The following is a 26,642-nucleotide window of genomic DNA, read 5'->3' on the forward strand; positions in this document are numbered from 1 at the left end:
ACACAAACATTTGATAAAAAAAGAGAACCTATCAATTGATAGATTCTCCTTCCATAGACTATTATGCAATTTTACCTTCAGGACCTTTTCTCTCGTGTCCACGTTGAACGATCAATAGGAATAATGTTGATAAAATACCACCTGCTAATAGTAAGATGAAGCAACCGTCCCAACCAGAGCTATCAACCATGAATCCAATGATTAGGTTTGCTGTAAGACTTCCCCCTACATAAGCGAATAAACCACACATACCAACTGTTGTACCTACTGCAAATTTCGGCACTAATTCCATTGCGCTTAAACCAATTAGGAACTGAGGTACATAAATTAAACAACCAATGATAGAAACCGCAATACTCACTACAAGTACGCTAGATGCTTGCCAATATACAAACGTGCCAATAACAACACCTACCATACTGATAACACATAATGGCATACGTTTTCCTTTAAATAATTTATCACTTAAGAAACCAACGATTAAGGAACTTGGAATCGCCATTCCTTCAAAAATAGAGTACGCTGCATGTGACTGTGCTTGCGTAAACCCTTTAACAGTTGTTAAGTAAATTGGTACCCAGTTAATAACACCGAAACGAATTAAGTAAACAAATGCGTTCGCAATACATAAATACCAAACAAATTTGTTTTTCACTACATATTTCATCAAAATTTCTTTTGGTGACATTTTGTTTGCATTGTCTGCTTTTTCAAGATTTTCATAGTCATTACGATATTCTTCAATTGGTGGAAGACCGACAGATTCTGGTGTATCCTTTGCATTCATCCACATAAGAACTGAAATTACCATTGCAATTATCGCCGGGAAGATAAACACGCCGGCTTGCCAATGATTTTCACCGAAAATACCTACACCGATACCAACAAGTGGTGGTACAAGCATTCCGCCGACATTATGTGAAATATTCCAAAGCCCTGTTTTTGTACCACGCTCTTTCTTCGAGAACCACTTTGTCATTACGGTACTACAAGGCGGTGCCCCCATTCCTTGAAAAATATTATTGAAAACTAATAATGTTAAAATCATTCCAAATGAAGATGCAAACCCAAAACAAATATTTATAATTGCTGATAAGAATAAACCAACCGCAATAAAACGCTGAGCATACGCTTTATCTGATAAATTCCCCATAAAGAACTTACTTAGTCCATACACAATCGCCACAACGGAACCTAATAAACCAATTTCCGTTGTACTAAAACCGTATTCTTTCATTAAATACGTACTAGATAACGTAAAGTTACTACGAACTAAATAATACGCTGCATATCCAACTGAAATACCGATTAACATACGAATACGAAGGAGTCTGTATACTTTATCAATCATATTCGCTGGCAATCTTTCTACCATTGGTGCTGGTTTCAACCACTTAAACATCCCATCTCTTCTCCTTTTCTCATTTCTGAGAGAGACGTTGCCTATTCCATATCTCGATGACTCTACTATTTGATATATCCTCGTTTGTTCTTCTAACAGGCTGACCTTCTATTTCTTTCTCGTTCTTCGCAAGCATCGTTGGTACGCCAAACGAAACCTTTTCTAAAATATGCCCCGCTTCTTCTGATAAACAATAATCAATAAATAAATCCGCTATAATACCACTCGGTGCATGTTTCAGTTTCGAAATCGCATTGACAGATAATCCTGTCTGCGCTGGAACTTTGCTTACCATCGGAAAGCCTTGTTTTTGAAGCATCCGTTGATCTCCCATAAAATTAATACCGATCATATATTCACCGCTCGCAACATACTCTGCAGGCATGTAACCATTCATCGTTACTTCTGCCACTTGCCTAGCAAGACTCTTTATATAACCTTTAGCCTCTTCTTCGCCGAACATATCAATAAACGACCCAAAAAACGTATATGCTGTTCCTGATATATTTGGGTCAGGCATGACAATCTTTCCGGCATATGCGGGGTTTAATAAGTCTTTCCACTCTGATGGGTAGGAAAGACCTAGCGGCTCTATTTCCTGCTTCCACCGCTCTTTATTTATAGCAATGGCAAGCTGTTCCACTTCATAGCCATACCAAAAACTATCCTTGTCTTTAACAGTTTTTGAAATGCTAGTTGCATGCTTACTTGTAACAGGAATCGATAAGTCCTTTTGCTTCATCATTTGATGTGCATCTACTGTGCCGCCGATGATAATATCCGCCTTCGGGTTTCCTGCTTCCCCTTCTACTCTCCTAAGAATCTCTTCTGTAGAAAGACGAATAAATTCATACGTGCACCCACGTGATTTACAAAACGATGATAAAAGCGCTTCACCGACTTCTTCACGCGCTGCTACATACGCAATAAGGTGGCGATCTTTTAAATTTGGAAGACCATCTTTATTATATTTAATAGAGGTAGTATCTCGAGAGCAACTAGACATCGCTCCTCCAATTACTAGCAAAAAGAAGAAAAAGGCTATCTTTCTCATGAAACATTCTCCTTTACAAATAGATTTGCTAGGGAGCCTTTCATATACATCACATTCCCATTATTATCGCCAAGGTATTGAACGACAAAGTAAGAAGGATATACAGAAATCGTTAAAATATCCTCGCGTTCATTCTTCACATGCTTACCATTTTGATAAGCGGTAATATAGACGATTGGATCCTTCTGTGATTGCAGCAATTTCTGAATTTCTCCGTAGTCTGTAATTTGCTTCGCTTGCCGAATAGAATCAAGTATTGGCGCAAGATTCATAGTACGCACTACATCGCCTTGCCGCACTATGACCTCCTTCGCCTCTGCAAAAAAATTGCTAATAGACTCCGGCGTATAATACAAGCTCAGCAAATACGTTTGAAATGCGGAAATCATTGGGTCCATGCCTTGCTTTCCGTATACATTTGCCCCGTACTGGAACAAGTCACCTACTGCAAAAGTACGCCTATGCCCATTCAAGTACGTTACTTCTCCAGTAAATACTTGTTCGCGTGCCTTCGCTTCTGTTTGTTCCATTCGAATCTTATCAAAGAATGCAACAATCGCATGTAGACGAACTTCATCTGTTACAACTACTTCTCCCCACTTCTCATGTCTTACTCTCACTTCAGTAGGAAGAGATTCACTTGCTCTTTCTAAAACGACCTGCTTGTCATCCAAGATTGTCACGCGGTTATACAATTGCTTCTCTATGGCATAAAACAAAATAAGAGCAGCAATCGTACAAAAGACAAACAAGAGAATTTGAAATGATAGCCTTTTCATTTCTGCCTACCTCCACAATAAAAAAACGTTGTTTCGAAAATACCGCATAATTGTTTCATAAATGTATCATTTAACCGCTTTCAAGTTTTTTATATCTTCCATGCGTCTCGGTAGCAAAAATGTGATAGCAATCATCGTTCCCATTTCCTCACTACTTTCAATTCGCATGCTTCCGCCTTGCTTGTTCATAATCTCCTGGCAAATGAACAAACCGTATCCATTTCCATAACTAGAAGAGAGTATTGTTCCTTTCGGAGAACGATTCCATTCTGCAAGTATCGCTTCATCCATACCAATCCCATCATCATGGATGAGAACTTTCGCTTCCTCTTCATTTACAACGACATTCATCCTCATTTGCGTAGCATCACTATATTTAATCGCATTATCAAATACATTTAAGAAAATCTGCTTCGTCTTATCAAAATCAGCAACAACATGTGCCTCTGTTAATTCATTTATAACTTTTATCTCATATTGCTGAAGACGAGGCTTCACAATTGAAATTGCTTCTTCCGCAATTTTCTTTATATCTACAATCGTCGGAGAGACTTCAAACGTACTCGTTCCATACTTCGAAGATTGTAACAATTCCTCAACGAGTGATAATAGACGATGGCTTTCAATTGAAACATAATGAAGACTTTCCTCTACGTCCCGCGTAGACTCGAGTTTCGGAATTAAATCTACATATCCAATAATCGCAGTAAGTGGTGTTTTCAGCTCGTGCGTAATTCGGTCTAAGAAATCCTTTTGCTTCTCTTTCTCTTCCTTTAGCTGCGTTATATGCAGTTCAATCGCATCAGCCATCGCATTGAAAGACGCTGATAACTGAGCAACTTCTACATACTCATTTAGCTCAATTTTACTTTTATAATCCCCATTTGCGAGCCGCTTTGCCATTTGCCTTAACTGATCAATTGGCTTATGAAGAGACTTTGCTAAACGAATCGCAAAGAAAATCCCGCCACTTGCTAAACAAATCGATGTAATAAGAAATGTCCAGCTTACATTTGTTAAAACTTCTTTCTCATCTTGCAATTCATTGATAAAACGAATGGATCCGATGACATCGCTTCCATAATAAACCGGACTAGAAAATAAAAGAAGTGGTGCTGGATCACCATTTTCAAACACATATGCCTTTTTTCCACGTAATGATTGGTCAATATCTACATTCTTATGAAGCAAGGCTCCTTTTTCTGTATCGGCAACAACATCCCCATTCTTCCCAATCATCTGTACACGAACGTCCATCCGCTTTGCTAAATAAGAAGCAATTAAGAGTGAGCTCGGTCCGAGTGTCTCCATATCCGCTTCCTTCTCTAAATAGTTCATCGTATAAATTTGTGCTTCTACACTTAACTTTTCTAAAGAGCCTGCAGCATTATGATACATATTCTTTTCCAGTGCAATGTAAATCACCGTATAAAGAAGAAACAAAATCGGAATCAATAGCCCTACTATACCCAATACCATATTTCGTTTTAACGACATCTTATCACCTTTTAACACTCTAATTTATACCCAACGCCATAAATCGTCTTAATACTTTCACCGCTTGCCCCAAGCTTCTTCCGAAGACGCTGCACCATAATATCAACCGCTCTCGTATTTCCTGTGTACTCAAAACCCCATACTTTCTCTAATAGCTCATCACGCATAAACACGCGCTGTGGATGTGAAGCAAATAATTGGCATAAATTAAACTCACGATACGTTAAATCAATTTCCTTCTCATTCACGTACACTTTCCGCTCTTTCGGATAAATGACGAGCTCACCAGTGCGAATCACTTCTTGCTGACGCCCCCCTTGCTTCGCCATGCGCCGGGCCATATTTTTCACCCGGAGAATTAACTCTGCATGATTAAACGGCTTCGTCACATAATCATCCGCACCAAGCTGAAGTCCGAGCAACTTATCATTCATTTGACTCTTCGCTGTTAACATAAGTACAGGAATATCTCGATCCTTCTCCCTGAACAACCGAAGCAGTTCATAACCATCCGTATCCGGAAGCATCACATCTAAAATCAATACATCCGGCTCCTCGTCCCATCTTCGCAAAGCTTCATTTCCATCAGCTGCAGTAAGCACTTCATATCCTTCCATCTCTAGTTGCATACGAATTAAATTTCGAATGCTCGATTCATCATCGACTACAAGTATTTTCATAATCACCCTCCTTTCGCAGTACATTTTAGTATAGCAAATATCTTATACAAAAAGAGAGTGTATTGTCGAACATATGTTGAACGACAATACACTCTCTTTTATAATTCATTCTTACCTCGCATATCCATGCGGCTTACTTTGATGCCAATTCCATGCATGTTCAATAATTGTTTTTACATTTGTATATACATCAAAAAGGCCCAATTTCCCTTGCAGGATAATTAGGCCTCTTATTATACTCATTGCTATTTTGTTAACTCTAAATGAGCTTTTAACTTATTAGACAAGTCTTGACGATCTTTATCTGGCACGAAATAGTACCAAACACCATTCTGCTTACGACCATCACCAGGAATTTGAATCTCTTCTTTCTTATTCATCGCAGCTTTATAGTTACTTTGAAGATCCCACATTTGATCCTGATTTAAATTTGTTTTTACGTTTTTCTCAACTGCTCCTAACATCGTACCAAGTTTTGTAACGGAAGATATATTCGCACCTTTACTAATAACTGCCTCAAGTACTTGACGCTGACGCATTTGACGACCGAAATCACCACGTGCGTCCTGCTTACGCATACGTGTATATTTCAGTGCTTGTTCACCATTTAAATGGATATTTCCTTTTTCAAATGACATCCCTTCAAGTGTAAATGCTATATCATTATACACATCAACGCCGCCAACAGCGTCTACAATATCACGGAAACCTTCCATATTGACTTCAATATAATAATCAACTGGCACATCTAAGAAATTCTCAACCGTCTTCACAGACATATCAATTCCGCCAAATGCATATGCATGGTTGATTTTATCTTTCTTACCTTTACCCACAATCTCGGTATATGTATCACGAGGAATACTTACCATCTTCATGGAACTATCTTTCGGATTTAGCGTTAACAACATAATCGAATCTGAACGACCTTTATCCGCACCGCGCTCATCTGCACCTAATAATAAAATAGAAACAGGTTGTTTATTTCCTAACTTTACATCCGTAGATCTTTTTTCAGAATGATCTCTCTCAAGCGGCTTATAGACTTTATCGAGTGTTCCCGTAACAGATGAGTACATATAATACGCATAACCGCCACCCGCAATGATGAGAACACCAATAATACCCAGTATCCAAAATAGAATTTTCTTCATTATGTGACCTTCTTTCTTAAATCAGCTATATAGGTTTATTAAAGAATAAAGTACCAAATTCATTATACATGGAACTAGAGTTACTCATCAAATGATGCTATGTTTCATATCTAACATCTAACTTATATATTTCCTCATATAACCTCTTATCTATACAAGAAAGGAACTCTCCGTCTTATCCATGTACTGAATAAGACAGAGAGTTCCTTTTACTAATACAAAGAAAGCCCAATTGCACAAATTGCAATTGGGCTTTCCTTCTCAAACTAAGATTGTTTCTCTAAATCCGGCTTAGACACAAGCTTCGTATACACAATAAAGCGATCCGGCGCATCACCGATATAATCAAACGGATAACATGTTGTTAACGTTAGCGTCTCATAATCAGTTGGAACAATAATTGTCTCATCGTTTGCTCCCGTAATTTTAAAGTCTGTTATTTCATACACAAACTCACCATACGGCGTTGCGAATTTAATTTGATCACCCTTCTTCACATCTTCCAGCTTACGAAAACTCTTGTCCAAAAAAATATTTCCATTATGAATATTGATTTTGTTTTTCTTAATTTTTCAACATCATTTTCAGACTTTATTTGATAAGTTTTTTTGAAAATCCCCTACATTTTTTAATCAAACGTTTATTTAAAAAAAGAGAATCCATCCATCGACAGATTCTCTTACTTTTCTTCTATTTCGCAACAATAAGCTCATTTTCTACAAGCTTCTTCATATAATTTAGAATATCTTGTTTTAACTCTTCGTGTTGCATCGCCATTTCAATTGTTGTTTGAATAAACCCTAGTTTTTCTCCAACGTCGTAACGTTTTCCTTCAAAATCATATGCGAATACACGTTGTGTTTCATTTAAACGTTGGATTGCATCTGTTAATTGAATTTCGCCACCAGCACCAGTCTGTTGTCCCTCTAGTAAAGCAAAAATTTCTGAGGTTAAGATATAGCGGCCCATAATTGCTAGGTTCGATGGAGCTGTTCCTTGCGCTGGTTTCTCCACAAACGTTCTTACTTGGTAACGACGATCTTGTTGCTCTAATGGATTAATGATACCGTAACGATGTGTTTCGTTTTCTGGTACCGTTTGTACACCAATTACAGATGCTTTCGTTTTATCATATTCATCCATTAATTGACGTAAGCAAGGTTTGTCCGCTTGTACAATATCATCACCAAGTAAAACGGCGAACGGCTCATTGCCAATAAACTTACGAGCACACCAAACAGCATGTCCTAAGCCTTTTGGTTCTTTTTGACGAATATAATGTATATTAATTTTTGATGATTCTTGTACTTTTGCAAGAAGCTCAAATTTCTCTTTTGCTAATAAGTTTTCTTCTAATTCAAAGGAATGGTCGAAGTGGTCTTCAATTGCACGCTTCCCTTTTCCTGTAACAATAATAATATCTTCAATCCCAGATTCGATTGCCTCTTCAACAATATATTGAATTGTTGGCTTATCAACAATCGGTAACATTTCCTTTGGCATTGCCTTTGTTGCAGGTAAAAAACGCGTCCCTAGACCTGCCGCTGGAATAATGGCTTTTCTTACTTTTTTCAAAACTAATCACCCTATCCTCATAATATTTCTCTCTAATTATACAACCTATAACAGATTTACTCTTTTAATGATTTAATGGTAAAATTCTGATTAATTTGTAAATAAAATGGAAATACCATTCTTCTAATTAATCTAAGAAAAGAATTCGATTGCTAATAATGATATGCTCCCCATTAGGTAGACAGATAAAAAATAAAAATCCGTTTATCTAAGGGGAGTATTTTTTATGGCTCGAATGAAATATTCTAAAGCTGAAAAATTGGCTATTTTAGCTCTTTATAAAGATGGTCATCATTCAATAGCTGACATTACTGCTAAATTTTTTGTTGATCCTGGGACGATTAGAGATTGGAAGAGAAGGTATGAAGTGAATGGTGAAGATGGCTTAGAAGAAGCGATTTCTTGGAAGCGTTATTTAAAAGAGTTAAAGTTAGCAGCCGTCAATGATTATCTATCAGGACACTATTCGTTAAACAAGGTTATCCAAAAATACAATATATCCAGTACTGCGGTTTTGAGAAAATGGATTAAAAAGTATAATAGTCATAGAGAATTAAATGATACCGGTAAAGGAATGACAAACTCTATGACAAATAGAAGAAAAACAATATTAGAAGAACGAATTCGAATTGGAAATTACTGTCTACAACACCAGAAAAACTATCAGCTCGCAGCCGAAAGCTACGAAGTTTCTTACCAACAGGTATATCAATGGGTCAAGAAGTTTGAAGCAAATAGTGAAGAAGCACTACAAGATAAACGCGGTCGAAAGAAAGAGGAATATGAATTAACAGCTGAAGAAAAGTTTAAGCTGGAAATGAAACGTTTAGAGCGAGAAAATGAACGATTGCGTGCAGAAAATGCTTTTTTAAAAAAGTTAGAGGAACTCGAAAGGAGGCGTCGTTAACAAGCGTTCGTCTACAAAATAAATATAAAGCGATTCAAGATTTACATGCGAATGAAAATCTGCCAGTAATCCTTTTATGTGAAATTGCCGGTGTATCTCGTGCTGCTTATTATAAATGGCTACAGCGTACGCCAACAGCTAAAGAATTAGAGAATGAAGCAATTCTTCAGGATATTCAAGCTATTTATGCACGAGTAGGAGGCATTTATGGGTACCGAAGAATGAATTTAAATATTAATAGGATATATCATAAAAAGTTTAATCACAAACGTATTTATCGTTTAATGCACATCGCTGGATTACAGTCCGTGATTCGTCGGAAAAGAAAGCGCTATGTTCCCTCATCTGCGCAATATGTCGCTGAAAATCGACTTAATCGTGAATTTACTGCCGGCAAGCCCAATGAAAAATGGGTAACAGATGTCACGAAGTTCAAATTAGGAAACGGAAGGAAAACGTATTTAAGTGCCATTTTAGATCTTTACGATGGCTCCATTATTAGTTATGTATTGGGACATTCAAACAATAATAAATTGGTATTTCGAACATTGGATCAAGCTATCACTATATTAAAAGAGAATGAACATCCATTGATTCATAGTGATCGAGGGTATCAATATACGTCACATGGGTTTAAGAGAAAAATAGAAAAAGCAAAAATGATTCATAGCATGTCACGTGTAGGAAAATGTATAGATAATGGACCAATGGAATCGTTTTGGGGGACCTTGAAGTGTGAAAAGTATTACCTACATAAGTATGAGACATTTGAATCGTTACAACAAGCGATAGATGATTATATCCAATTTTACAATAACGAACGTTACCAAGAAAGATTAAACGGCTTAAGCCCATTAGAATACAGGGTTCAAGCCGCTTAAAGTATTTTTATTATTTCCACTGTCTACTTGACAGGGAGCTGTTCATAAAACAATTGGATTCTTTTCTTAGATTTAATTTCCTTTTATCTCAAGGTGTTCTCGCAGTTTATTTGATAAACTTTGACGATCCTGATCAGATACAAAGTAATACCAAATACCATCTTCTGCTTTGTGCCCATCACCTTTAATTTGAATTTCTTCTTTATTTTTCATTGCATCTTTATAATTCTTTTGCATATCAAACATTTGATCTTGTGTTAAGTTTGTTTTTACATTTTTCTCAATTGCTTTTAAAACATCACCATAGTTTGCAAGAGAAGATAAATTTGCTCCTTTACTAATAACGGCTTGTAGTACTTGACGCTGACGCATTTGACGCCCAAAATCTCCACGTGGGTCTTTCTTTCTCATACGTGTATATTTTAATGCTTCTTCGCCTGTTAAATGAATATTTCCCTTTGCAAAATGTGTACGATCTTGTGTAAAGTCTAAATCATTGTTCACATCTACACCGCCAACCGCATCAACAATATCTTTAAATCCTTCCATATTTACTTCAATATAATAATCAATTGGCGTATCCAAGAAGTTTTCTACAGTATCAACGGACATATTAATACCACCAAATGCATATGCATGGTTAATCTTATCCTTTTTACCTTTCCCAACAATCTCTGTATATGTATCACGAGGAATACTTAATAGTTTCATTGATTTTTGTTTCGGATTTAAAGTAATTACCATTAGCGAATCAGAACGCCCTTGGTCGCCTGCACGCTCATCTGCACCCATTAATAGGATGGATACCGGTTTTGAATCTGCTACTTTTACTTCTTCTGTACGTTTCTTAGAATGGTCACGATCTAACGGTTTATGAACTTTATCTAACGTATTTGAAACAGACGAATAAATACTATATGCATAAACACCTGTGCCAATTATAAGTACACCTACAATTCCTAAAACCCAGAGTAGGATTTTCTTTTTCATCTCTTCAGCCCTCTTTCTATCTATACACGAGCAATTTTTGCAATAATAAATTCTCTGTATATTGATTCACCTTTTCGTAGTTCAAAACTATTATACGATATATTCAGTTTTTTACCAGTCGTCCTCCTATTGTTTACTCCTTACATAGAGTAGAACTCTAGTCAGTGGAAGATCTCATCCCCATCTAACTTCCTGGCTTTTGCTGAAGTTTGAAATAAGCGATGAAACAAAAAAGACGAATGACAATAGGTATGAAATCCCTTTTGCCATTCATCCACTAAAACAAGAACCTTTTTATACATAGTTCCTATTCTTTTTTATCACCAAGCGCAAATGTAATTTCAGCTTCACATGCAATTTCACCATTTACAGTCGCAACAGCTTTTCCTTTTCCGATTGGTCCACGTACACGCGTCATTTCTACTTCTAAGCGAAGCTGGTCGCCTGGGCGCACTTGACGCTTAAAGCGACAGTTATCAATCCCAGCAAAGAATGCAAGACGTCCACGATTCTCTTCTTTCTTCAGTACAGCAACCGCACCAACTTGTGCTAATGCTTCTACAATTAGAACACCTGGCATTACGGGATAATCAGGAAAGTGCCCATTGAAGTATTCTTCATTCGCTGTTACATTTTTAATTCCAACTGCACGCTTGCCTTCTTCTACTTCTAGAATTTGATCGACAAGTAGAAATGGATAGCGATGCGGGATAATTTCTTTAATTTGCTGTATATCTAACATATCATTCTCTCCTTATACATTAAATTGGTCATACCACCAAAACACTGTCCTTATTATCCCATTCTCTCATAATTTTGTCACGAAAAACAAAAAAACACTTTCAACTGAAAGTGTCTAAATATAAAATCCTTATAAAAAAGATACACCCTTTTTCCTTCACTAATATTGACATAACAAAATAATAGCATTTGACACGGAGGTTGGAAAAAGAGTGTATATCAAGTTAGGGAAAGGTAATATGCATTAAGCATACTCTACCTTTAGTGTCGTATTCACGATTTATTATAAAGGACATAAATAAGAAAGAAAAACCTAATATTTTTCGTTTTTCTCCTTTATTCCCTAAGATTACTACGAATTTCTCTTTTTATCTCATATTATCTTAAATGTTATATTTAGAAATTCAAATTATCAAAGAGGACTATATTTTTTTAGTAATCTGCTGTTCAAATTGATACACTCTCTGTTCCTTTTCTAAATATTCCTATTCGTTGTTTATATAGTTTAAAGACTGTATAATTATTACGGTATTTATATACTACCATTATTACATTTACAATCTTCTCATCAATTATTTGTGTTTATTTATTATGTTGCTAAATAAATATAATCAGTAACAGCAGTGTTAAATTTACTATAAGGAGTACAACTATGAGCGGTAAAATCGAAGTCCATTATAAAGCTAAAAACGGTGTTGAACTAACCTATATGGAAGACCCTTATCCAATTCAAAACTTTAAAGGTGAAAGGAAATTATTAGTTATTTTCCAATCCCTAGGGAACGAAAATTCTGATGATGCTAGGCAGCGTTATCCCTATACTTTAATTGACGGTTTAAAATTTTATAACTGCAGAAAAATTTATATTAAAGATGATATAGGACATGTTGGGAGTTACTATTTAGGTCTAAATGGAAAATTTGATGTTCGCGATGCAGTGCTTGAATTTTTAAAATTAAAAATCAATGAATATAAAATTCTAAAAGAAGACATTATTTTCTTCGGCCCTTCTAAAGGCGGTTATGCTGCATTAAATTTCGGATATGAATTAGGTGTCAAAAATATATTAACTGCAGTTCCGCAATATCATCTTTATAACTTTATTGAGCAATACAAAAGCTTCTTAACATATATTTTACCTGAAAATATTACAGAGGAAACAAAAGCATTTTATAATAATTATCTAGGTAATGTAATTAAAAAAAGTCGACATAAACCAAATGTTTATTTAGTTACATCACAACACGACAACTTATATGACGATCATATTGTTCCGTTAGTAGATGCAATAAATGAAAACGGATCTAATCTATTTATTTATGAAAATAATGAAACGTATGTTACTAGACATAATAATGTTGTTGTAAATACAATGAATGAAATACTAGCTATTTTAAGTATGCTTTTGTGCGATGATACAATAAAAACGTTTTTTAATCCGCAAGCGTAACAACTGCACAATATACAGAAATGAAGAAGCCTCCAAAAATTATTATTTTTAAGAGGCTTCTTCATTTTTGCCAAACATCGACTATATAGATTTATCAAAATCATTTGTAATTACATAAAAAAGAACTGACTCTAGTCAATAGTTCTTTATCAACTTTGCGAGTCAGCTTCTTTTATATTAAATTATTTTATACAGATGTCTGCACGAGCATTTCTTTTACGTTCTTTTTTGACTTTTTTTGTACTTGTTCTTCTAATATATGATCCCATTTTCCGCCAACAACATTAAATGTATACTTTTCAACATTCTTTCTTGCCATCTGACCATACTCTTTTCGTAATTCTTCAGATTCAATTAAAGTCATTAATGAATTAGCTAGTTCTTCTACATTGCCCTCTTCTACTAGAATACCATCTTCTTTATGTGTAATGACTTCCCTAGGACCTGTACATGCAAAACCTACACAAGGAACCCCAACAGACATTGCTTCAATAATTACCATTCCAAAGGATTCATATCTAGAACTTAAAGCATATATAGAAGAATTGCGCATTTCACCGATAATATTATTTGTCTTTTGCATAAGGAAAATATTATTATACGCTTTTTCCTTAAAGATTTTTTCGCGAAGTGCCTCTTCCTCTACTCCAGATCCAAAAATTTTCAGCTTCCAATCAGGATGTTTTTTTATAACTTTAGAAAAAGCTGGAATTAAGAGATCAAATCCCTTTTCAGGAGCATAACGTCCAGCTGCAATGACTACTTTTTTATCCAGCTTTGCTGTTTCTTCTGGAATATCTGTTGCATTTTCTACTTTGTATAAATCTACTTTACTTCCTTTTAATAATTGCTCATAGTCATTAATTTCGGAATCCGTTAAACATGTTAGAGCATCTAACTTTTTATAATGTTTCTTTATTTTATTTTGCAATCCTGGTGCATGACCAGCGAAATACAGATGCTCTTGCCCAATTTTTATTACATCTTTCTTCACAAACTTTGTAGCTAAAATGTTAAAGGAAGGTATCGTCGTAATTAAAATCCCTTTGTTTATCTTTTTGAGTGCTGCAATAATTTTAAGATCTACAAATAGATTAAACATCTTGTATAAGTCTTCGCTTTTATCTATAAAGACACTAGGGATTTTCATTAACATCCTTTTAATAATCTTTTGATATAGCGGTGTGTTTCTACCAAATAATTTCCCCCTTCTTGCATCAAAAATCGGGGTGATTTTTACTTTTTTATCGATATCAAACATCGGCTCGGCACTTGTTCTTCTCACACTAATAATTTCTACTTCATGGTTTTTAGCGGCGAAGTAATTCGCTGTATTTACAACAGTTCTTACCGTTCCGCCCATTCCATAAATATTATATACAAGAAATGTAACTTTCATTTTTCTTCACCTCACTATTTAGTCGTTGTTTTATTAGATAATTTCTTAATTTCGTTATAAATTCGTTCAAAGTTATGCTTATCATGATAAGCATAATATTTTTTAGAATTTATATTATATTTCGGTTTATACTTAAAGTCATTTTTAGCATAATCGCTCACATATTTAATAACTTCATCTCTTGTCAGTGCAATATCCCCAACTAGGTCTTTTCTTAAATCTACATAGGAACCTCTATGTTTCAAATAATCATTTACATCAAAATGATAGAAAACTGTTGGCTTTTTCAAATAGTTAAAGTCAAATACAACACTTGAATAATCCGTAATCATTAAAGAACTGTTTTGCATCAATTCTTTTACACTTTCTTCACCCAATTTAACAACGTGTATTCTTTCATTTAAAGATGCAAATTCATCCTTATATTTTTTTTGAATTTCAATGTGCGGGAAGAACTTAAGCACTAAATCATGCTTTTCAAGCAAATCATGTAATTTCTTGTCTTGTAATAATCCATGGTAATGTACAAAGAAATCAGAAGCTAAAAACCCTTCTCTTGAGCCAATAACCCATTCTCTCCATGTAGGCATAAGAAGAATTTCTCTCGTTTTCTTATCCTTACTTTTATCTACTAATGAATCAAACCTAGCTAAGCCAGTAACCATGATTTGCTTCTCTTTAAAGTTCATTTCATTGATCATGATATTTTTTTCATGTTCGGAAGAAACAACAAACTTTTTAATCATTCCATTATATGAATTTCTATTAAACTGCAATTTTTTCATCGCAATAATACCATGTTGCAAATAGATAACTTTCTTTGTATTACTCGCCATCTTATTATGAACAACACTTGGAATAACATCCCTAATTCCATGACTTACAATTGTATATTCACTTAAGTAGTATAAAACAAGATGTTTAAAGCTATCGTATCGCAGAACTTTATCTTTATATGGTAAAAGATTGTCCATATTTTTATTATTTTTCTTACTCACATAGTACGTCTCTTCTTGGATATTCTTCTTAATACAAGATTCGAAAAAGGCAAATCCGTTATCTTGTGCAACTTCTCCTAAATTTTCACCAATAAGCCATACTGGTTTTTTTCTAAACTTGCTCCATACTTTAGCAACACCTCTTGCCGCTAAAAGTCTTATCTTTTCACTTGGTTTCTCATGGGCTCTTAAGTTACGCGTTTCAAGTGACATTACTCTGCTCTTTTTATCAAAGAAAATTGACATATATAACTCATCTACTACTTTTATCGCATTTGATTTAAAGGTCGAATTCTTATTAATAATATCTAAATCCTTACCAAATAATTTTGCTTGGACGATATTATTATTTACACGTGCAGAAAAATAAATGTCCCATCTACCTTGTTCATATGATTCAATAGATTTGATAAATGCTCGTTCCATATTACATACATATTCATTTGCACTATTCGACTGAAGCTGCTGTTTTACCATTTCTTTTGTTTGACTATGCTTCAAGACTAATTCTGCGTCTTGCAATACAAACTGGTCTTGTATTGTTAGCTGAATTGTAAATTTCATGTGCGTTTTCTTTACATCCATCGTGGTACAATGTGCTTGAAGAGAGTTCCGTATTGAAACAGACAATTCATTTCTATTTGTATAGTAAGGGCGAATTTGTATTGGATATCCATTAGCATCTTTGTTTAATGGTGGATAAATCATTACCTTTGATTTATTTTTAATATCATCTAAATTAGAGGCTAATCTAAACTCAATATTATTTCCATTACTCTCAACGTGAACCATAAATTTGAAATTCACTTCACCAATTTTATCAATATCAAATGAATCCCAATCATATGAGCTACTAAAATAGTAGCCACCATCTCCTTTTGAAAATTCATTTGTACACTTCATTTTCAAATTTAAAGATTCTTCATAAAGATATACGTCTTTTAAAACATAATTGATATCTGGGATGCTTACAAAACCTTTTACGATTAACTTACTCGCTTCATAGTCAACTCTGATGACATCACAGTATACTCCTTCATTTCTAATTAATACTGCTAAATTATTATCTAAAGTTACGTATGGGCGAATTCTTTTTATAGCACCAGATTTGTTATAAACTGTCTTAGGTATAATTACAAAGTCTGCTTTTGAATCCGGGTTAGAACCTAGATTTAATGGCACCTTATTTCTGATTCCTTGCACTTTAAAGCTTACGAATACATCCCAGATTCCTTTTTCTTCAAAGAAGTCGCCTTCTTCAAAAGCAATTGTCTTTTTAAAGGAATCATTCATTATACTGATAGGATGAGATTGTTCTCTTTTCGTATCTCGTTGAATAAATAGTAGCTCTACCATTTGGTTTTCCATATCTACCATACGATTAAATTGAACTGAGCCTTCGATAGTAAGCTTATTCTGATCTAAACTTACAGTTTCAATTTTAGTAGAGGCCATTCGCTCTGTATTCCTTTTAATATTCATAACGAACTCATGCTTATCATTACGAGAAAACATATGATAATGTAATTGATCATTATAACTAAAATAACTACCAGCTACTTTTCTTTCTTGTTTATTTTTAACTTTTATTAATGCAGGTTTCCCATTAAGCGCTCCTGCACAAAATAGTTCCCAATTCCCTTCATATAAAGGGTCTCCCTTTAATTTCAGTGTTACTTGATATTCATTTATGCTATCATTCACTTTTAAATCCGTTAGTTTTCTAACTTCTTTTGTAAGGTTATTTTTCAAGAAAAACTCTTTTAAACGAACTTCCTTACGTTTAAACTCTGGAGAGAATCTCCCTTGTATAATAAAATCCTTCTCTTTATTTTCAAAAATTTTATTTGCAGATACAGCAATACTTACAGAATCTTTTCTGCTAAATTCAGCAAGTTTTCCAACTGAATCACTCGCGTTCACTTGAAAAATTGTATTATCAGGACATATAAAGAAACTCTTCTTCAAATTGTTATATACATGAAGAAGAATAATATCTTTATCTAGTTGTAAAGAAACTTTTAATTTTCCGTAATTCATTATTTCAGAAAGTCCCGAAATTGGTAGAACAAATATAACCCTATCTTTATGGATTTTCATGCTAGATAGTGATAACTGTTTTTTAGAATTTCCTTTATGAATATATAATCCCTTTACTCTCTCATAAACACCTTTCGTATTTTCATCTGTTTGTATCGAGATTTCAAGTTCGATGCTTTTATTTTGAGTAATTTTCATTTCTTCCAGTAACATTTTTACTTTCAATTCAATCTCACCTTTCATCTATTAACAGTTAAATTCACTATCCTACTACTTTTAGTTCATTCTTCGATTTACAATTTATGTTTTACAGCTTATATAAAAAACCATTCTTTCTACCATAATTAAGAAGAAAGACTATAATTATATTTAAATAGGGCAAGCATAGTATACCTATTTATTTAATTAACAATATAGCAAAACACTCCCAATTAATTGAAAAGAGGCGAATTTAGTTTTTCAGTTGCTCTCTCTTTGAAAAGATGCCTTGGACAATTCTCTTTGAATTATTTTGATCGACATATGAAAATAAACGATTTCTAAGCAATTTATACTTTTCTTTTTCCTCAAATCCATTATTTATATAAAAAGTTAATAATTGGACCAGTTTATCTACATGTTTACATGTATCTCCAAATAATTCATGCTCTACATCCAAATAACCATTCACTATATGATCAAATTGAAAAAAAATAATTGGTTTTTTTAAATAATACATGTCCCAAGAAACACTAGAATAATCTGTTATAAGCAATGAAGATTCCATTATTAACTCATTAATTTTCATATCTCCATATTTAACAAACTGTACATTGGGATTATTACACTGAAAATAATGAATAGAATTATGAATTCTTGGATGCATATAAAACTTTAAAATAACGTTATGTTTTTCTAGTTGTTCAGCAAGATTTGTATTATTTAGTAGCCTTTCATATTGCCTATAAAATTGACTATTTAAAAACTCTTCCTCTGACACCTCATCTAGCCATTCTCGCCATGTCGGTAGTAATAGAATCTGTTTTTGTTTCCCATTCTTATTTTGCAAATGATCCCACCTTGCTAATCCACTCACAATAATTTCATCTTCTGTATAATTAAAAAATTTTTTTACAATTTCTTTTTCATATTCCGAAGATACACAAAATAAATTCGTTCCATTCGGACTCCCCTTTTTAAAAATTGAATCCACCTTTTTCAAGCCTAGTACACCGTGTTGTAAAAAAACGTGCTTTTTAGCATGGATAACTTTCTTTAACATCCCTCTGTTTTCTTTCCATATATAACAGTGTGCTTTTGACTCAGAAGATATCATAAATCTACTAGCAAGGAGATAAATCATATGCTTGATGCTCATAAAATCGATAACTTGATTCTCATATTGATCAAGCATCTTATAGTCATTAGACTTTTTATTAATTACATAATATAGATTAGGAATTTGCTTATGATCATAGCAATACTTAAAGAAATAATAAGAATTATCTTGTGCAGTTTGGCTAAATTTCTCATATATTAATACAATGCCTTTCCGATCCCAATACCATTTAAATGTATAGTATACAATTAATGCTAACTTTTCTTTCAAGGCATATTTTAACTGATCATAAGTTCCCCTTCTTCGATAATGTAAACTGAGTCCACCTTTAACGGTCACATATGGATATACTACATACCCATCTTTGGTATGGTCACGCTGTAAACGATTGTTTATTTTTCTATTAACAATATAGCTAGGATGTTTAATTCGATAACTTTTAAGTTCATCGGATTTCAGATGCACATAAAAATCCCAAAAAAACGGACCTAACTCGAGTTGACTCAGTTCTACTTCAAAGACAACCTTTTTTTCAAATTCACTTATGTTACTTTCCTGATACGGGATTTGATAAACTTTATCTCCGTTCCTTTTTTTTAAAGTTATACCATGTGTCGTACATTTATCTCTACATTTTATTCTAATAGTAAACTGCCACTTTTCTTTTCTCTTCTTGAACGATGTTATTCGTATTTTAGCAATTAATTTTCCGGAGGATTTTACCATTCGCTTCACTCTTTCCTCAGCATTTCAATGAATTAAATTCATATAGTTAAATATACGCTACGTACCTTAGATTTCTAAGCAATTTGTATGTTATAACTCAACTATGAGCGATGTACGAAGGTTTTAATTCCACCGTAATCATGCAAATACTTCATCAATTTAATTAACATGTAAAAATACAGATATCTGATCGATCGTTATACCATCTACGGATGAAAATTTAAAATCATATTTATCAGAGCGGTATATAAATGATGCTCCGTCTTCACTTATTAATTGTGCTTGACCTAATTTCTCTAACATCGCCGCTTTAGGGATAGACGTATTCTGTATTGTAATCTGTTTTACAGTGGATTGTTGGTTATATAAAACAGTGATGTTTTTGTAACTATTTACTGTCCCTTCTAGTAGATCTTCTATATCATTTGGTTGCCCTATTATACTTTGTACATCTTGTTGTTTTTTTCCTAATAAGGATATACCACTTTCAAAATCTTGATTTGAACCTGATAACTCCTTTAACTTGTTAAAGATATCGTCATACTGTAAAGCTGCGTTAAAAGGAATCGCACTAGACACACCCTCACTAATCCATCCTTCTGTTCCATCTTCATATACAAGTTTTAACCAATTTATATCGTTGTTTTCATCTTTTTGCTGCGCTTTGACAATAAATGGTGTACCGAACTCTATCATGTTTATTTGCTTACCATTTAAACTTGGCACATTTCTAATACGTGCTTTTGCTGTTTTCACATATCTAACATCTAATTCTGCTAATGGATTTTTTTTCTTTTCACTAGATGTTGTTTTCTTTTTACTTACCGCTTCCGCTGGTTGGGACTCAAAGAATAGGTCTTTTTTCAAGTAAGCTGTACTCCCTAATCCTATACATAAAGCTAATCCAGCCACAGCAATCATAGTTTTTTTCTTTTTCTTACTTTTCCTTCGATTTAATGCAGTATATTCGTATACAGGTGGCCCAATATTTATGCTTTTAGTCTCTTCTTGCTTAATCTCCTCACCGGCCTGTTTTCGTTGTGCCTCTTCTTTAAACTTTTGTTGCTCCTCTTTACTCATAGCACGGTATTCTCTTAAAAACTGTTCGTATTTAGGCATTACATCTTGCATCAGCCCATAATCCTTAATTTCACCATATTCCAGCCATAACGCTTTTGTACAAAACTGCTTCACTTGTCCTAATGAATGACTCACGAAAAAGATTGTTTTCCCTTGTTCTTTAAATTCATTCATTCGCTTTAAACACTTATCTGTAAATGTTTGATCACCTACGGACAAGGCTTCATCAATAACTAAAACATCCGGATTAATATTTACAGAAATTGCAAAACCAAGGCGAGATTTCATACCACTAGAATATTTTTTTACAGGCATATCAATAAACTTACCAATATCGGCAAACTCGATAATTTCTGGTGTTAATGTATCAATCTCATCTTTACTTAATCCCATCATCAAGCATTTCAATTCAATATTTTCTCGGCCCGTTAACTGGTTATTAAGTCCGGCAGCTATAGCAATAAGTGCTATTTTACCCTTTATATCAATAGTTCCTGTCGTAGGTGGTGTAATACCAGCAATTAAATTAGACATTGTTGATTTACCAGACCCATTTACGCCAATAATACCTATTACATCTCCTTTTTGAGCCTCAAAACTTAAATTTCTTAACGCGTAAAAATCTTCACCAAATCCACCCGGATATATAATATCCTTTAACTTATCAGAACTTTTACTATGCATTTTATATTTTTTTGTTACATTATGAAACTTCACTGAATAATTCATTTTTTACAATCCTCATTATAGGTAGTCTACAAAATGTTTTCTAAATTTCACATGTACTGCTGTACCAATCAATAGCATAAAGAACACAATGCCCCAGAAATAGAGTGCATACTTTATATCTTCATAAAACCAACCTGTGCCTAAAAAAGCTTTTCGATAACCTTCGACAATGTAGCATAATGGATTAAGTTGCATAATCTTTTGTAAAGCGAGCGGTAACTTCTCAGGAGTCCATAAAATAGGAGTTAAATAGAGTAGCATCCGCATTAAAGATTGCACTATCATTTGTACATCACGCACAATTGTAGATAACGTAGAAGTAATTAAAGAAAACGCAAAAATGATCATAACTGTAGCAAACATATAATAGATCAATTGAATATAATGGATTGAAATCCCTTGACCCGATACTAAAAATATAAAAGTAACAATGCCTACTAATATTAGATGTTGATATAAGTTAGACATAATTACATAACTAGGAATGACGCTCATTGGAAAGCTCATCTTTGAAATCATATTCAACCTTGTATAAATAGATTTAGAAGCTTGCAAAGTTGCAGGATTAATGAAGAACCATACTGATACACCAGAAATCAACCAATATACAAATGGAACACCATTAACACCTGAACCACCTCTTATTGCAATTCCAAAAACAAACCAATAAATGCTCATTTGAATTAAAGGGTTTAACATTTCCCAAACAATGCCTAGATAATTATCTTTATTTGTACTTTTAACTTGATAAATAGACAGACGTTTAATTAAATAGAGACTATTTATCTGTTCTTTTAATACCATAATCATTGCATTCATTTTATTGTGCCTCTCCAAAAAACACTTTCTCTACTACACGTTTAGATGCAAAACCATCTTCCAAATAACAGTAGTTATTATAGAAAGTATCATATTTTTTTTCAAATTCGCCTAACCCATTCCTTGCAAATTTCATAATCTCTTCTAACACACCTTCAGTGGTTGAAACAACTGATCCAGGGGCTTCTTTTTCTAAATCAAAATAAAAACCTCTTAGTTTATCACGATATGAATCGATATCATACGTATAAAAAATAATAGGTCTTTTCAAGTTTGCATAATCAAAAAAGACAGAAGAATAATCTGTAATTAGCAAATCGGATAACACGTATAATTCATTAATATCTACATGATGAGAAAAATCATAAACAAAGCCTTTATATGGTGTTAAATCAAATTGTTCTGCTACTAGATAATGCATCCTTAACAAAATGATATAATCAGAACCTAATTTTTGTTGTAAAAGGCTTAAATTCAATTGCAAGTCTAATTTGTAACGCCCTTTACCATAGAATTGATCATCTCTCCATGTTGGAGCATATAGAATGATTTTTTTATCTACAGGTAAACCATTCTTTTTCTTTAACTCTTCAATCTTCTTACAATTATTGTTTACATATAAAAAGTCATTTCGAGGATATCCAGCTTCAATTACATTTTTCTTAAATTGAAACGCCCTTTGAAAAATTACTGTTGAATATGCATTAGGTGATAATAAATAATCCCAATTTTGCGCTTCTCTTTTAAAATTCTCTTTATATTTTTCTGTAGTTGTTCCTGGCATATAAACTTCTTTCATATCCATAGCTAATTTCTTTAATGGTGTACCATGCCAAGTTTGTACATAAGTGGTGTGCTTCGGTTTTGGAAGCCACAACGGCATGCGGCTATTTGTAATCCAATACTGTGCACGTGCCATTGAAACAAACCAGCGAAGAGAAAAACGTTTCATATATGGGATGTTTTCTTTTTCAAACCGTTCTGTATAATTTTTATTTACACTCCAAATCAATTGGAATTCTTCATTTTGCTGTTTCATATACTCGTATATCGCACGTGGATTACAACTATACTGTTTCCCAGAGAAGCTTTCAAAAACAACTAAATTTTTTTGAGCAGGTAAGTAGCTACAAATAACAAATATTGCCTTACAAAGAAACTTTACGATCCGATGATTTTTTATTCTTTTCAATACACTCATATTATTAATACACCTTCTAACTACAATTAGCCATTTTATAAATTATTTCTCTTTTAAACAACATACGAACAATTACACTCTTATATAAATAAAAAAGCTAAGTAATTTTCATGAACCTCACCTAGCCTTTTCCCTCTTACAACATGATTTAAAGCTCGACTTCATTTTGACTAAATAAGTAATTTACCAAATTCCTACTTGAATTCCCATTTGAATATTGATTCCAATGTACATTAAATTGCTTCATTTTTTCGGTATCAAAGGAATAATTTTGTATCGTCTCAATGACTTCAGCTGAACTATATACAACAGGCCCAGGGGCATTGGATATAAAACCTTCTATGATTCCTCTTTTTTTCGCATATTTCTTTAAATCATATGTGAAAAATATCATTGGCTTATTTAGTAAACAAAATTCAAAAGGTACAGAGGAATAATCTGTTATTAAAATATCTGTTACTAAAAACAAATCATTTATATTAGGATATAAAGAATAGTCATATAAAAAATTTTTATATGTTTCCTTGTATTCCATTTTATTTCTGATAGCAGGATGTAATTTAATGACAAGTATATATTCGTCTTTTAAAGCTTCATACATTGCATCAATATTTAAATGTAAATCAAAATCTTCCAACTCTTTATCTCTAAAAGTCGGAGCATATAAAATTACTTTTTTCTGTTTTAACTCCGGATTACTACAAACAAGATTATTAATAATGTGTGTTTGATTGTCTTTATTAAAAAATAAATCCGTGCGTGGAATACCTGTTTTTAATATATTTTCGGGGGTGATTCCAAATGCATTTATATAAATTTCTGCTAATGCATCTGATCCTACAACAATCTTATGAAAATTGTTATATACTCTTAAGAATCTATTTTGAGCATATTTACTTCTCCTTTTAAATGAAGGAGCTAATAATCCAAACTTTTTAATGGCACCTGCCGCATGCCAAATTTGAATACACTCTACGCCGCTTCTAAATTGCACTGTAGATAGAGATCCAAAATAATTATCAATAATAACACGTTGAGATGTTGCTAAATGATATATTGCTTGTACCGTTTGTACTATGTTTTTTGTTTCAAATGCGAATGACTTTACATCCGGATAACTTTTCACTTCATACTTACAAGTTGATTTATATAAAAAAACAACTTCACAATCTATATGTTGCCTCTTCATCTCTTCATAGATAAAGATAAGGTTTTCCCCATACGACATAATAAAGGTTACCTTTTTTTTAAGAGGAAATAACTTTGCTATACTAAATAGGATTTTGAATACAATTAGATATACTGTTATAATAAATTCTCGAAACATACTATACTACCTAGCAACTAGCACTAGCTCCTGTTTAATTTTAGTCGTAGAAATTCCAATTGTTCTTGGTAAATAAACAACTTCACAGTGTTCTTTTAAGAAATCGAACTGCCCTTCCCAGTCATCACCCATTACAAAGATATCTACATCTTGTTCTTGTACATCTCGTACTTTTTGTTCCCAATGATTTTCAGGAATTACCTCATCTACATAACGAACTGCTTCTAAAATCATTTTACGATTTTCATAACTATGATAAGACTTTTTATTCTTTAATTTATTAAACTCATCTGAAGAAACAGCAACGATTAAATAATCTCCTAGATCTTTCGCTCTCTTCAACAAGTTAATATGTCCCCAGTGCAATAAATCGAAAGTGCCATATGTAATAACCTTTTTCATAATCATGCCCCCTGTGAAGTATTCTTGTTTTATAATTATTTTGTTTAAAAATATCTTTAAATTAGGGATTCTCCTACACATCTGAATGGTAAGAAAAACTCAATTTTACCAACGTAAATCTAACAAAAATTTACATTATATTTACATTAAGTTCACACGAAATTCACAAGAGTGATTATAACATAATTTTTATTGACAAACTATGACAACCATCTAACAATTCTTGTCATATTCAGTCGATAAAAGCGTTTTTTTGTCTAATATTACAACCCTTTACGTATCTTCTTGTATTTACAAAAAAAGTGCCAAGAAAATATTCCCTTGGCACTTTTTTACTATTTCTTTTATAAATTTTTAATTTTACTTCAACATACGACGTGGCAATTTATCAATATTCTCTAACATAATACCTGTACCAACAGCAACACAGTGCATTGGATTTTCAGCGATTAGTACTGGTACTTTTAATTCTTCTGCTAGAAGCATGTCGATACCGTGTAGTAATGCGCCGCCGCCTGTTAAGATAACACCGCGGTCAATGATGTCTGCAGATAGTTCTGGTGGTGTACGCTCTAATACACCTTTTGCAGCTTGTACAATGATAGAAGCGTTTTCTTTTAGTGCTTCCGTAATTTCTTCTGAACATACTGTGATTGTACGTGGTAAGCCTGTTACCATGTCACGTCCACGAATTTCAAGTTCTTCACTACGTGCACCTGGGAATACTGTACCGACTTTAATTTTAATATCTTCTGATGTACGTTCCCCGATTAATAACTTATACTTGCGTTTAATATAGTTTAGGATCTCCATATCAAACTTGTCACCGGCCATTTTGATAGAGGAGGAGGTAACAATATCACCCATTGAAAGTACGGCAATATCTGTTGTACCCCCGCCGATATCAACAACCATATTTCCGCTCGGTTGGAAGATTTCCATACCAGCACCAACAGCAGATACTTTTGGTTCTTCTTCTAAGAATACTGTTTTACCACCTGAACGTTCAGCAGCTTCACGAATTGCTTTTTGTTCGACAGATGTGATATTTGTTGGACAACAAATTAAAATGCGAGGTTTTGAAAAGAAGCTCTTCACGTCCAGTTTGTTAATAAAATACTTTAACATTGCTTCTGTAATTTCAAAATCTGCGATTACACCATCTTTAAGCGGACGAATCGCTACAATATTACCAGGTGTACGTCCTACCATACTTCTTGCTTCTTCACCTACCGCTAATACTTTTCCAGTATTGCGATCAATTGCTACAACAGACGGTTCGTTTAAAACGATCCCTTTACCCTTTACATGAATTAATACGTTAGCCGTGCCTAGGTCAATTCCGATATCTCTCGCAAACATTCCTGTTTTTTCCTCCTTGATATTCAAAATCAGGTTGTACCCGAATTCTATTACACCTAATTCCTGATTTTATCATAATTTTAACGGAAACGTAATATTTGAAAAGATAATTCTTCTGAAAAATGTTCCGT

Annotated in this window: 22 protein-coding genes; 2 read left to right on the forward strand and 20 right to left on the reverse strand. The window is 33.5% G+C overall.

Annotation, left to right across the window (positions count from 1 at the left end):
• Window positions 1-61 precede the first annotated feature (61 nt).
• The 9 genes from pgtP to galU all read right to left on the reverse strand — a co-directional run bounded on the left by pgtP (window position 62) and on the right by galU (window position 8,141).
• Window positions 62-1,402, reverse strand: coding sequence for an MFS transporter (pgtP, locus tag Y7E_RS0122540; protein WP_017153501.1), 1,341 nt, complete (start codon window positions 1,400-1,402; stop codon window positions 62-64).
• A gap of 19 nt (window positions 1,403-1,421) precedes the next feature.
• Window positions 1,422-2,456 (reverse strand): ABC transporter substrate-binding protein, encoded by a 1,035-nt coding sequence (locus Y7E_RS0122545; protein WP_017153502.1) that lies wholly within the window; start codon window positions 2,454-2,456, stop codon window positions 1,422-1,424.
• The gene (locus tag Y7E_RS0122550) at window positions 2,453-3,235 is read right to left on the reverse strand and encodes a DUF3919 family protein (RefSeq protein WP_017153503.1); all 783 of its coding nucleotides are present in this window, start codon (window positions 3,233-3,235) and stop codon (window positions 2,453-2,455) included. The genes Y7E_RS0122545 and Y7E_RS0122550 overlap by 4 nt, the downstream gene beginning before the upstream one ends.
• A gap of 66 nt (window positions 3,236-3,301) precedes the next feature.
• A complete protein-coding gene (locus tag Y7E_RS0122555) occupies window positions 3,302-4,732 on the reverse strand; it encodes a sensor histidine kinase (protein ID WP_017153504.1) in 1,431 nt (476 codons plus the stop codon).
• 11 nt (window positions 4,733-4,743) lie between these two features.
• Window positions 4,744-5,412, reverse strand: coding sequence for a response regulator transcription factor (locus Y7E_RS0122560; RefSeq protein WP_017153505.1), 669 nt, complete (start codon window positions 5,410-5,412; stop codon window positions 4,744-4,746).
• Between the two features lie 111 nt (window positions 5,413-5,523).
• Window positions 5,524-5,655: a hypothetical protein gene (locus tag Y7E_RS34840; protein WP_272942960.1), complete on the reverse strand. Its 132-nt coding sequence runs from the start codon at window positions 5,653-5,655 to the stop codon at window positions 5,524-5,526.
• 2 nt (window positions 5,656-5,657) lie between these two features.
• A complete protein-coding gene (tagU, locus tag Y7E_RS0122565; RefSeq protein ID WP_017153507.1) occupies window positions 5,658-6,566 on the reverse strand; it encodes a polyisoprenyl-teichoic acid--peptidoglycan teichoic acid transferase TagU in 909 nt (302 codons plus the stop codon).
• A 266-nt stretch (window positions 6,567-6,832) separates the two neighbouring features.
• Window positions 6,833-7,135 (reverse strand): sortase, encoded by a 303-nt coding sequence (locus tag Y7E_RS30235; protein ID WP_390881312.1) that lies wholly within the window; start codon window positions 7,133-7,135, stop codon window positions 6,833-6,835.
• Window positions 7,136-7,256: 121 nt separating this feature from the next.
• Window positions 7,257-8,141 carry a UTP--glucose-1-phosphate uridylyltransferase GalU gene (gene galU / locus Y7E_RS0122575; RefSeq protein ID WP_017153509.1) on the reverse strand — a complete coding sequence of 295 codons (885 nt, stop codon included), beginning with the start codon at window positions 8,139-8,141 and terminating at the stop codon, window positions 7,257-7,259.
• Window positions 8,142-8,367: 226 nt separating this feature from the next.
• On the opposite strand from galU, the gene Y7E_RS32115 reads away from it, so the two are divergent.
• A protein-coding gene (locus Y7E_RS32115) for an IS3 family transposase (protein ID WP_087958003.1) occupies window positions 8,368-9,929 on the forward strand; the annotation gives its coding sequence in 2 pieces (ribosomal slippage) (window positions 8,368-9,001 and window positions 9,001-9,929; 1,563 coding nt in all).
• Window positions 9,930-10,001: 72 nt separating this feature from the next.
• Here the strand turns inward: Y7E_RS32115 and tagU (Y7E_RS0122590) are convergent.
• Both tagU (Y7E_RS0122590) and fabZ read right to left on the reverse strand, forming a co-directional pair.
• Window positions 10,002-10,919 (reverse strand): polyisoprenyl-teichoic acid--peptidoglycan teichoic acid transferase TagU, encoded by a 918-nt coding sequence (gene tagU / locus Y7E_RS0122590; RefSeq protein ID WP_017153512.1) that lies wholly within the window; start codon window positions 10,917-10,919, stop codon window positions 10,002-10,004.
• Window positions 10,920-11,226: 307 nt separating this feature from the next.
• The gene (gene fabZ / locus Y7E_RS0122595; RefSeq protein ID WP_000884322.1) at window positions 11,227-11,661 is read right to left on the reverse strand and encodes a 3-hydroxyacyl-ACP dehydratase FabZ; all 435 of its coding nucleotides are present in this window, start codon (window positions 11,659-11,661) and stop codon (window positions 11,227-11,229) included.
• A 651-nt stretch (window positions 11,662-12,312) separates the two neighbouring features.
• Between fabZ and Y7E_RS0122600 the strand changes: the two genes are divergently transcribed.
• Window positions 12,313-13,110: a hypothetical protein gene (locus Y7E_RS0122600; protein WP_017153513.1), complete on the forward strand. Its 798-nt coding sequence runs from the start codon at window positions 12,313-12,315 to the stop codon at window positions 13,108-13,110.
• A gap of 187 nt (window positions 13,111-13,297) precedes the next feature.
• On the opposite strand, the gene Y7E_RS0122605 is transcribed toward Y7E_RS0122600, so the two are convergent.
• The 9 genes from Y7E_RS0122605 to mreB all read right to left on the reverse strand — a co-directional run bounded on the left by Y7E_RS0122605 (window position 13,298) and on the right by mreB (window position 26,511).
• Window positions 13,298-14,509 carry a glycosyltransferase family 4 protein gene (locus Y7E_RS0122605; protein ID WP_017153514.1) on the reverse strand — a complete coding sequence of 404 codons (1,212 nt, stop codon included), beginning with the start codon at window positions 14,507-14,509 and terminating at the stop codon, window positions 13,298-13,300.
• Window positions 14,510-14,523: 14 nt separating this feature from the next.
• On the reverse strand, window positions 14,524-17,790 hold the full coding sequence (locus Y7E_RS0122610) for a CDP-glycerol glycerophosphotransferase family protein (RefSeq protein WP_034278959.1): 3,267 nt from the start codon (window positions 17,788-17,790) through the stop codon (window positions 14,524-14,526).
• Between the two features lie 208 nt (window positions 17,791-17,998).
• A complete protein-coding gene (locus Y7E_RS0122615) occupies window positions 17,999-19,330 on the reverse strand; it encodes a CDP-glycerol glycerophosphotransferase family protein (protein WP_422666718.1) in 1,332 nt (443 codons plus the stop codon).
• Window positions 19,331-19,750: 420 nt separating this feature from the next.
• Complete coding sequence (gene tagH, locus Y7E_RS0122620) at window positions 19,751-21,400, reverse strand: teichoic acids export ABC transporter ATP-binding subunit TagH (protein ID WP_017153517.1); 1,650 nt, start codon at window positions 21,398-21,400, stop codon at window positions 19,751-19,753.
• A gap of 15 nt (window positions 21,401-21,415) precedes the next feature.
• Window positions 21,416-22,219, reverse strand: a complete 804-nt coding sequence (locus Y7E_RS0122625) for an ABC transporter permease (protein WP_017153518.1) — start codon at window positions 22,217-22,219, stop codon at window positions 21,416-21,418.
• Window position 22,220: 1 nt separating this feature from the next.
• Window positions 22,221-23,420 carry a CDP-glycerol glycerophosphotransferase family protein gene (locus Y7E_RS0122630; protein WP_017153519.1) on the reverse strand — a complete coding sequence of 400 codons (1,200 nt, stop codon included), beginning with the start codon at window positions 23,418-23,420 and terminating at the stop codon, window positions 22,221-22,223.
• Window positions 23,421-23,568: 148 nt separating this feature from the next.
• Complete coding sequence (locus Y7E_RS0122635) at window positions 23,569-24,747, reverse strand: CDP-glycerol glycerophosphotransferase family protein (RefSeq protein ID WP_017153520.1); 1,179 nt, start codon at window positions 24,745-24,747, stop codon at window positions 23,569-23,571.
• 6 nt (window positions 24,748-24,753) lie between these two features.
• A complete protein-coding gene (gene tagD / locus Y7E_RS0122640) occupies window positions 24,754-25,149 on the reverse strand; it encodes a glycerol-3-phosphate cytidylyltransferase (RefSeq protein WP_017153521.1) in 396 nt (131 codons plus the stop codon).
• A gap of 360 nt (window positions 25,150-25,509) precedes the next feature.
• Window positions 25,510-26,511, reverse strand: a complete 1,002-nt coding sequence (mreB, locus tag Y7E_RS0122645; protein WP_017153522.1) for a rod shape-determining protein — start codon at window positions 26,509-26,511, stop codon at window positions 25,510-25,512.
• Window positions 26,512-26,642: the final 131 nt, after the last annotated feature.

Source organism: Bacillus bingmayongensis (assembly GCF_000299035.1).
In the GTDB taxonomy this organism is placed as follows: domain Bacteria; phylum Bacillota; class Bacilli; order Bacillales; family Bacillaceae_G; genus Bacillus_A; species Bacillus_A bingmayongensis.

Coding starts and splice junctions, on each gene's coding strand:
- Y7E_RS0122630 (WP_017153519.1), bottom strand. CDS start 23,420: ATGAGTGTATTGAAAAGAATAAAAAATCATCGGATCGTAAAGTTTCTT.
- Y7E_RS0122625 (WP_017153518.1), bottom strand. CDS start 22,219: ATGAATGCAATGATTATGGTATTAAAAGAACAGATAAATAGTCTCTAT.
- Y7E_RS0122555 (WP_017153504.1), bottom strand. CDS start 4,732: ATGTCGTTAAAACGAAATATGGTATTGGGTATAGTAGGGCTATTGATT.
- tagH (WP_017153517.1), bottom strand. CDS start 21,400: ATGAATTATTCAGTGAAGTTTCATAATGTAACAAAAAAATATAAAATG.
- Y7E_RS0122600 (WP_017153513.1), top strand. CDS start 12,313: ATGAGCGGTAAAATCGAAGTCCATTATAAAGCTAAAAACGGTGTTGAA.
- fabZ (WP_000884322.1), bottom strand. CDS start 11,661: ATGTTAGATATACAGCAAATTAAAGAAATTATCCCGCATCGCTATCCA.
- Y7E_RS34840 (WP_272942960.1), bottom strand. CDS start 5,655: ATGAGTATAATAAGAGGCCTAATTATCCTGCAAGGGAAATTGGGCCTT.
- mreB (WP_017153522.1), bottom strand. CDS start 26,511: ATGTTTGCGAGAGATATCGGAATTGACCTAGGCACGGCTAACGTATTA.
- Y7E_RS0122635 (WP_017153520.1), bottom strand. CDS start 24,747: ATGTTTCGAGAATTTATTATAACAGTATATCTAATTGTATTCAAAATC.
- tagU (WP_017153507.1), bottom strand. CDS start 6,566: ATGAAGAAAATTCTATTTTGGATACTGGGTATTATTGGTGTTCTCATC.
- Y7E_RS0122545 (WP_017153502.1), bottom strand. CDS start 2,456: ATGAGAAAGATAGCCTTTTTCTTCTTTTTGCTAGTAATTGGAGGAGCG.
- Y7E_RS0122560 (WP_017153505.1), bottom strand. CDS start 5,412: ATGAAAATACTTGTAGTCGATGATGAATCGAGCATTCGAAATTTAATT.
- tagD (WP_017153521.1), bottom strand. CDS start 25,149: ATGAAAAAGGTTATTACATATGGCACTTTCGATTTATTGCACTGGGGA.
- Y7E_RS0122550 (WP_017153503.1), bottom strand. CDS start 3,235: ATGAAAAGGCTATCATTTCAAATTCTCTTGTTTGTCTTTTGTACGATT.
- tagU (WP_017153512.1), bottom strand. CDS start 10,919: ATGAAAAAGAAAATCCTACTCTGGGTTTTAGGAATTGTAGGTGTACTT.
- Y7E_RS0122605 (WP_017153514.1), bottom strand. CDS start 14,509: ATGAAAGTTACATTTCTTGTATATAATATTTATGGAATGGGCGGAACG.
- Y7E_RS0122610 (WP_034278959.1), bottom strand. CDS start 17,790: ATGAAAGGTGAGATTGAATTGAAAGTAAAAATGTTACTGGAAGAAATG.
- pgtP (WP_017153501.1), bottom strand. CDS start 1,402: ATGTTTAAGTGGTTGAAACCAGCACCAATGGTAGAAAGATTGCCAGCG.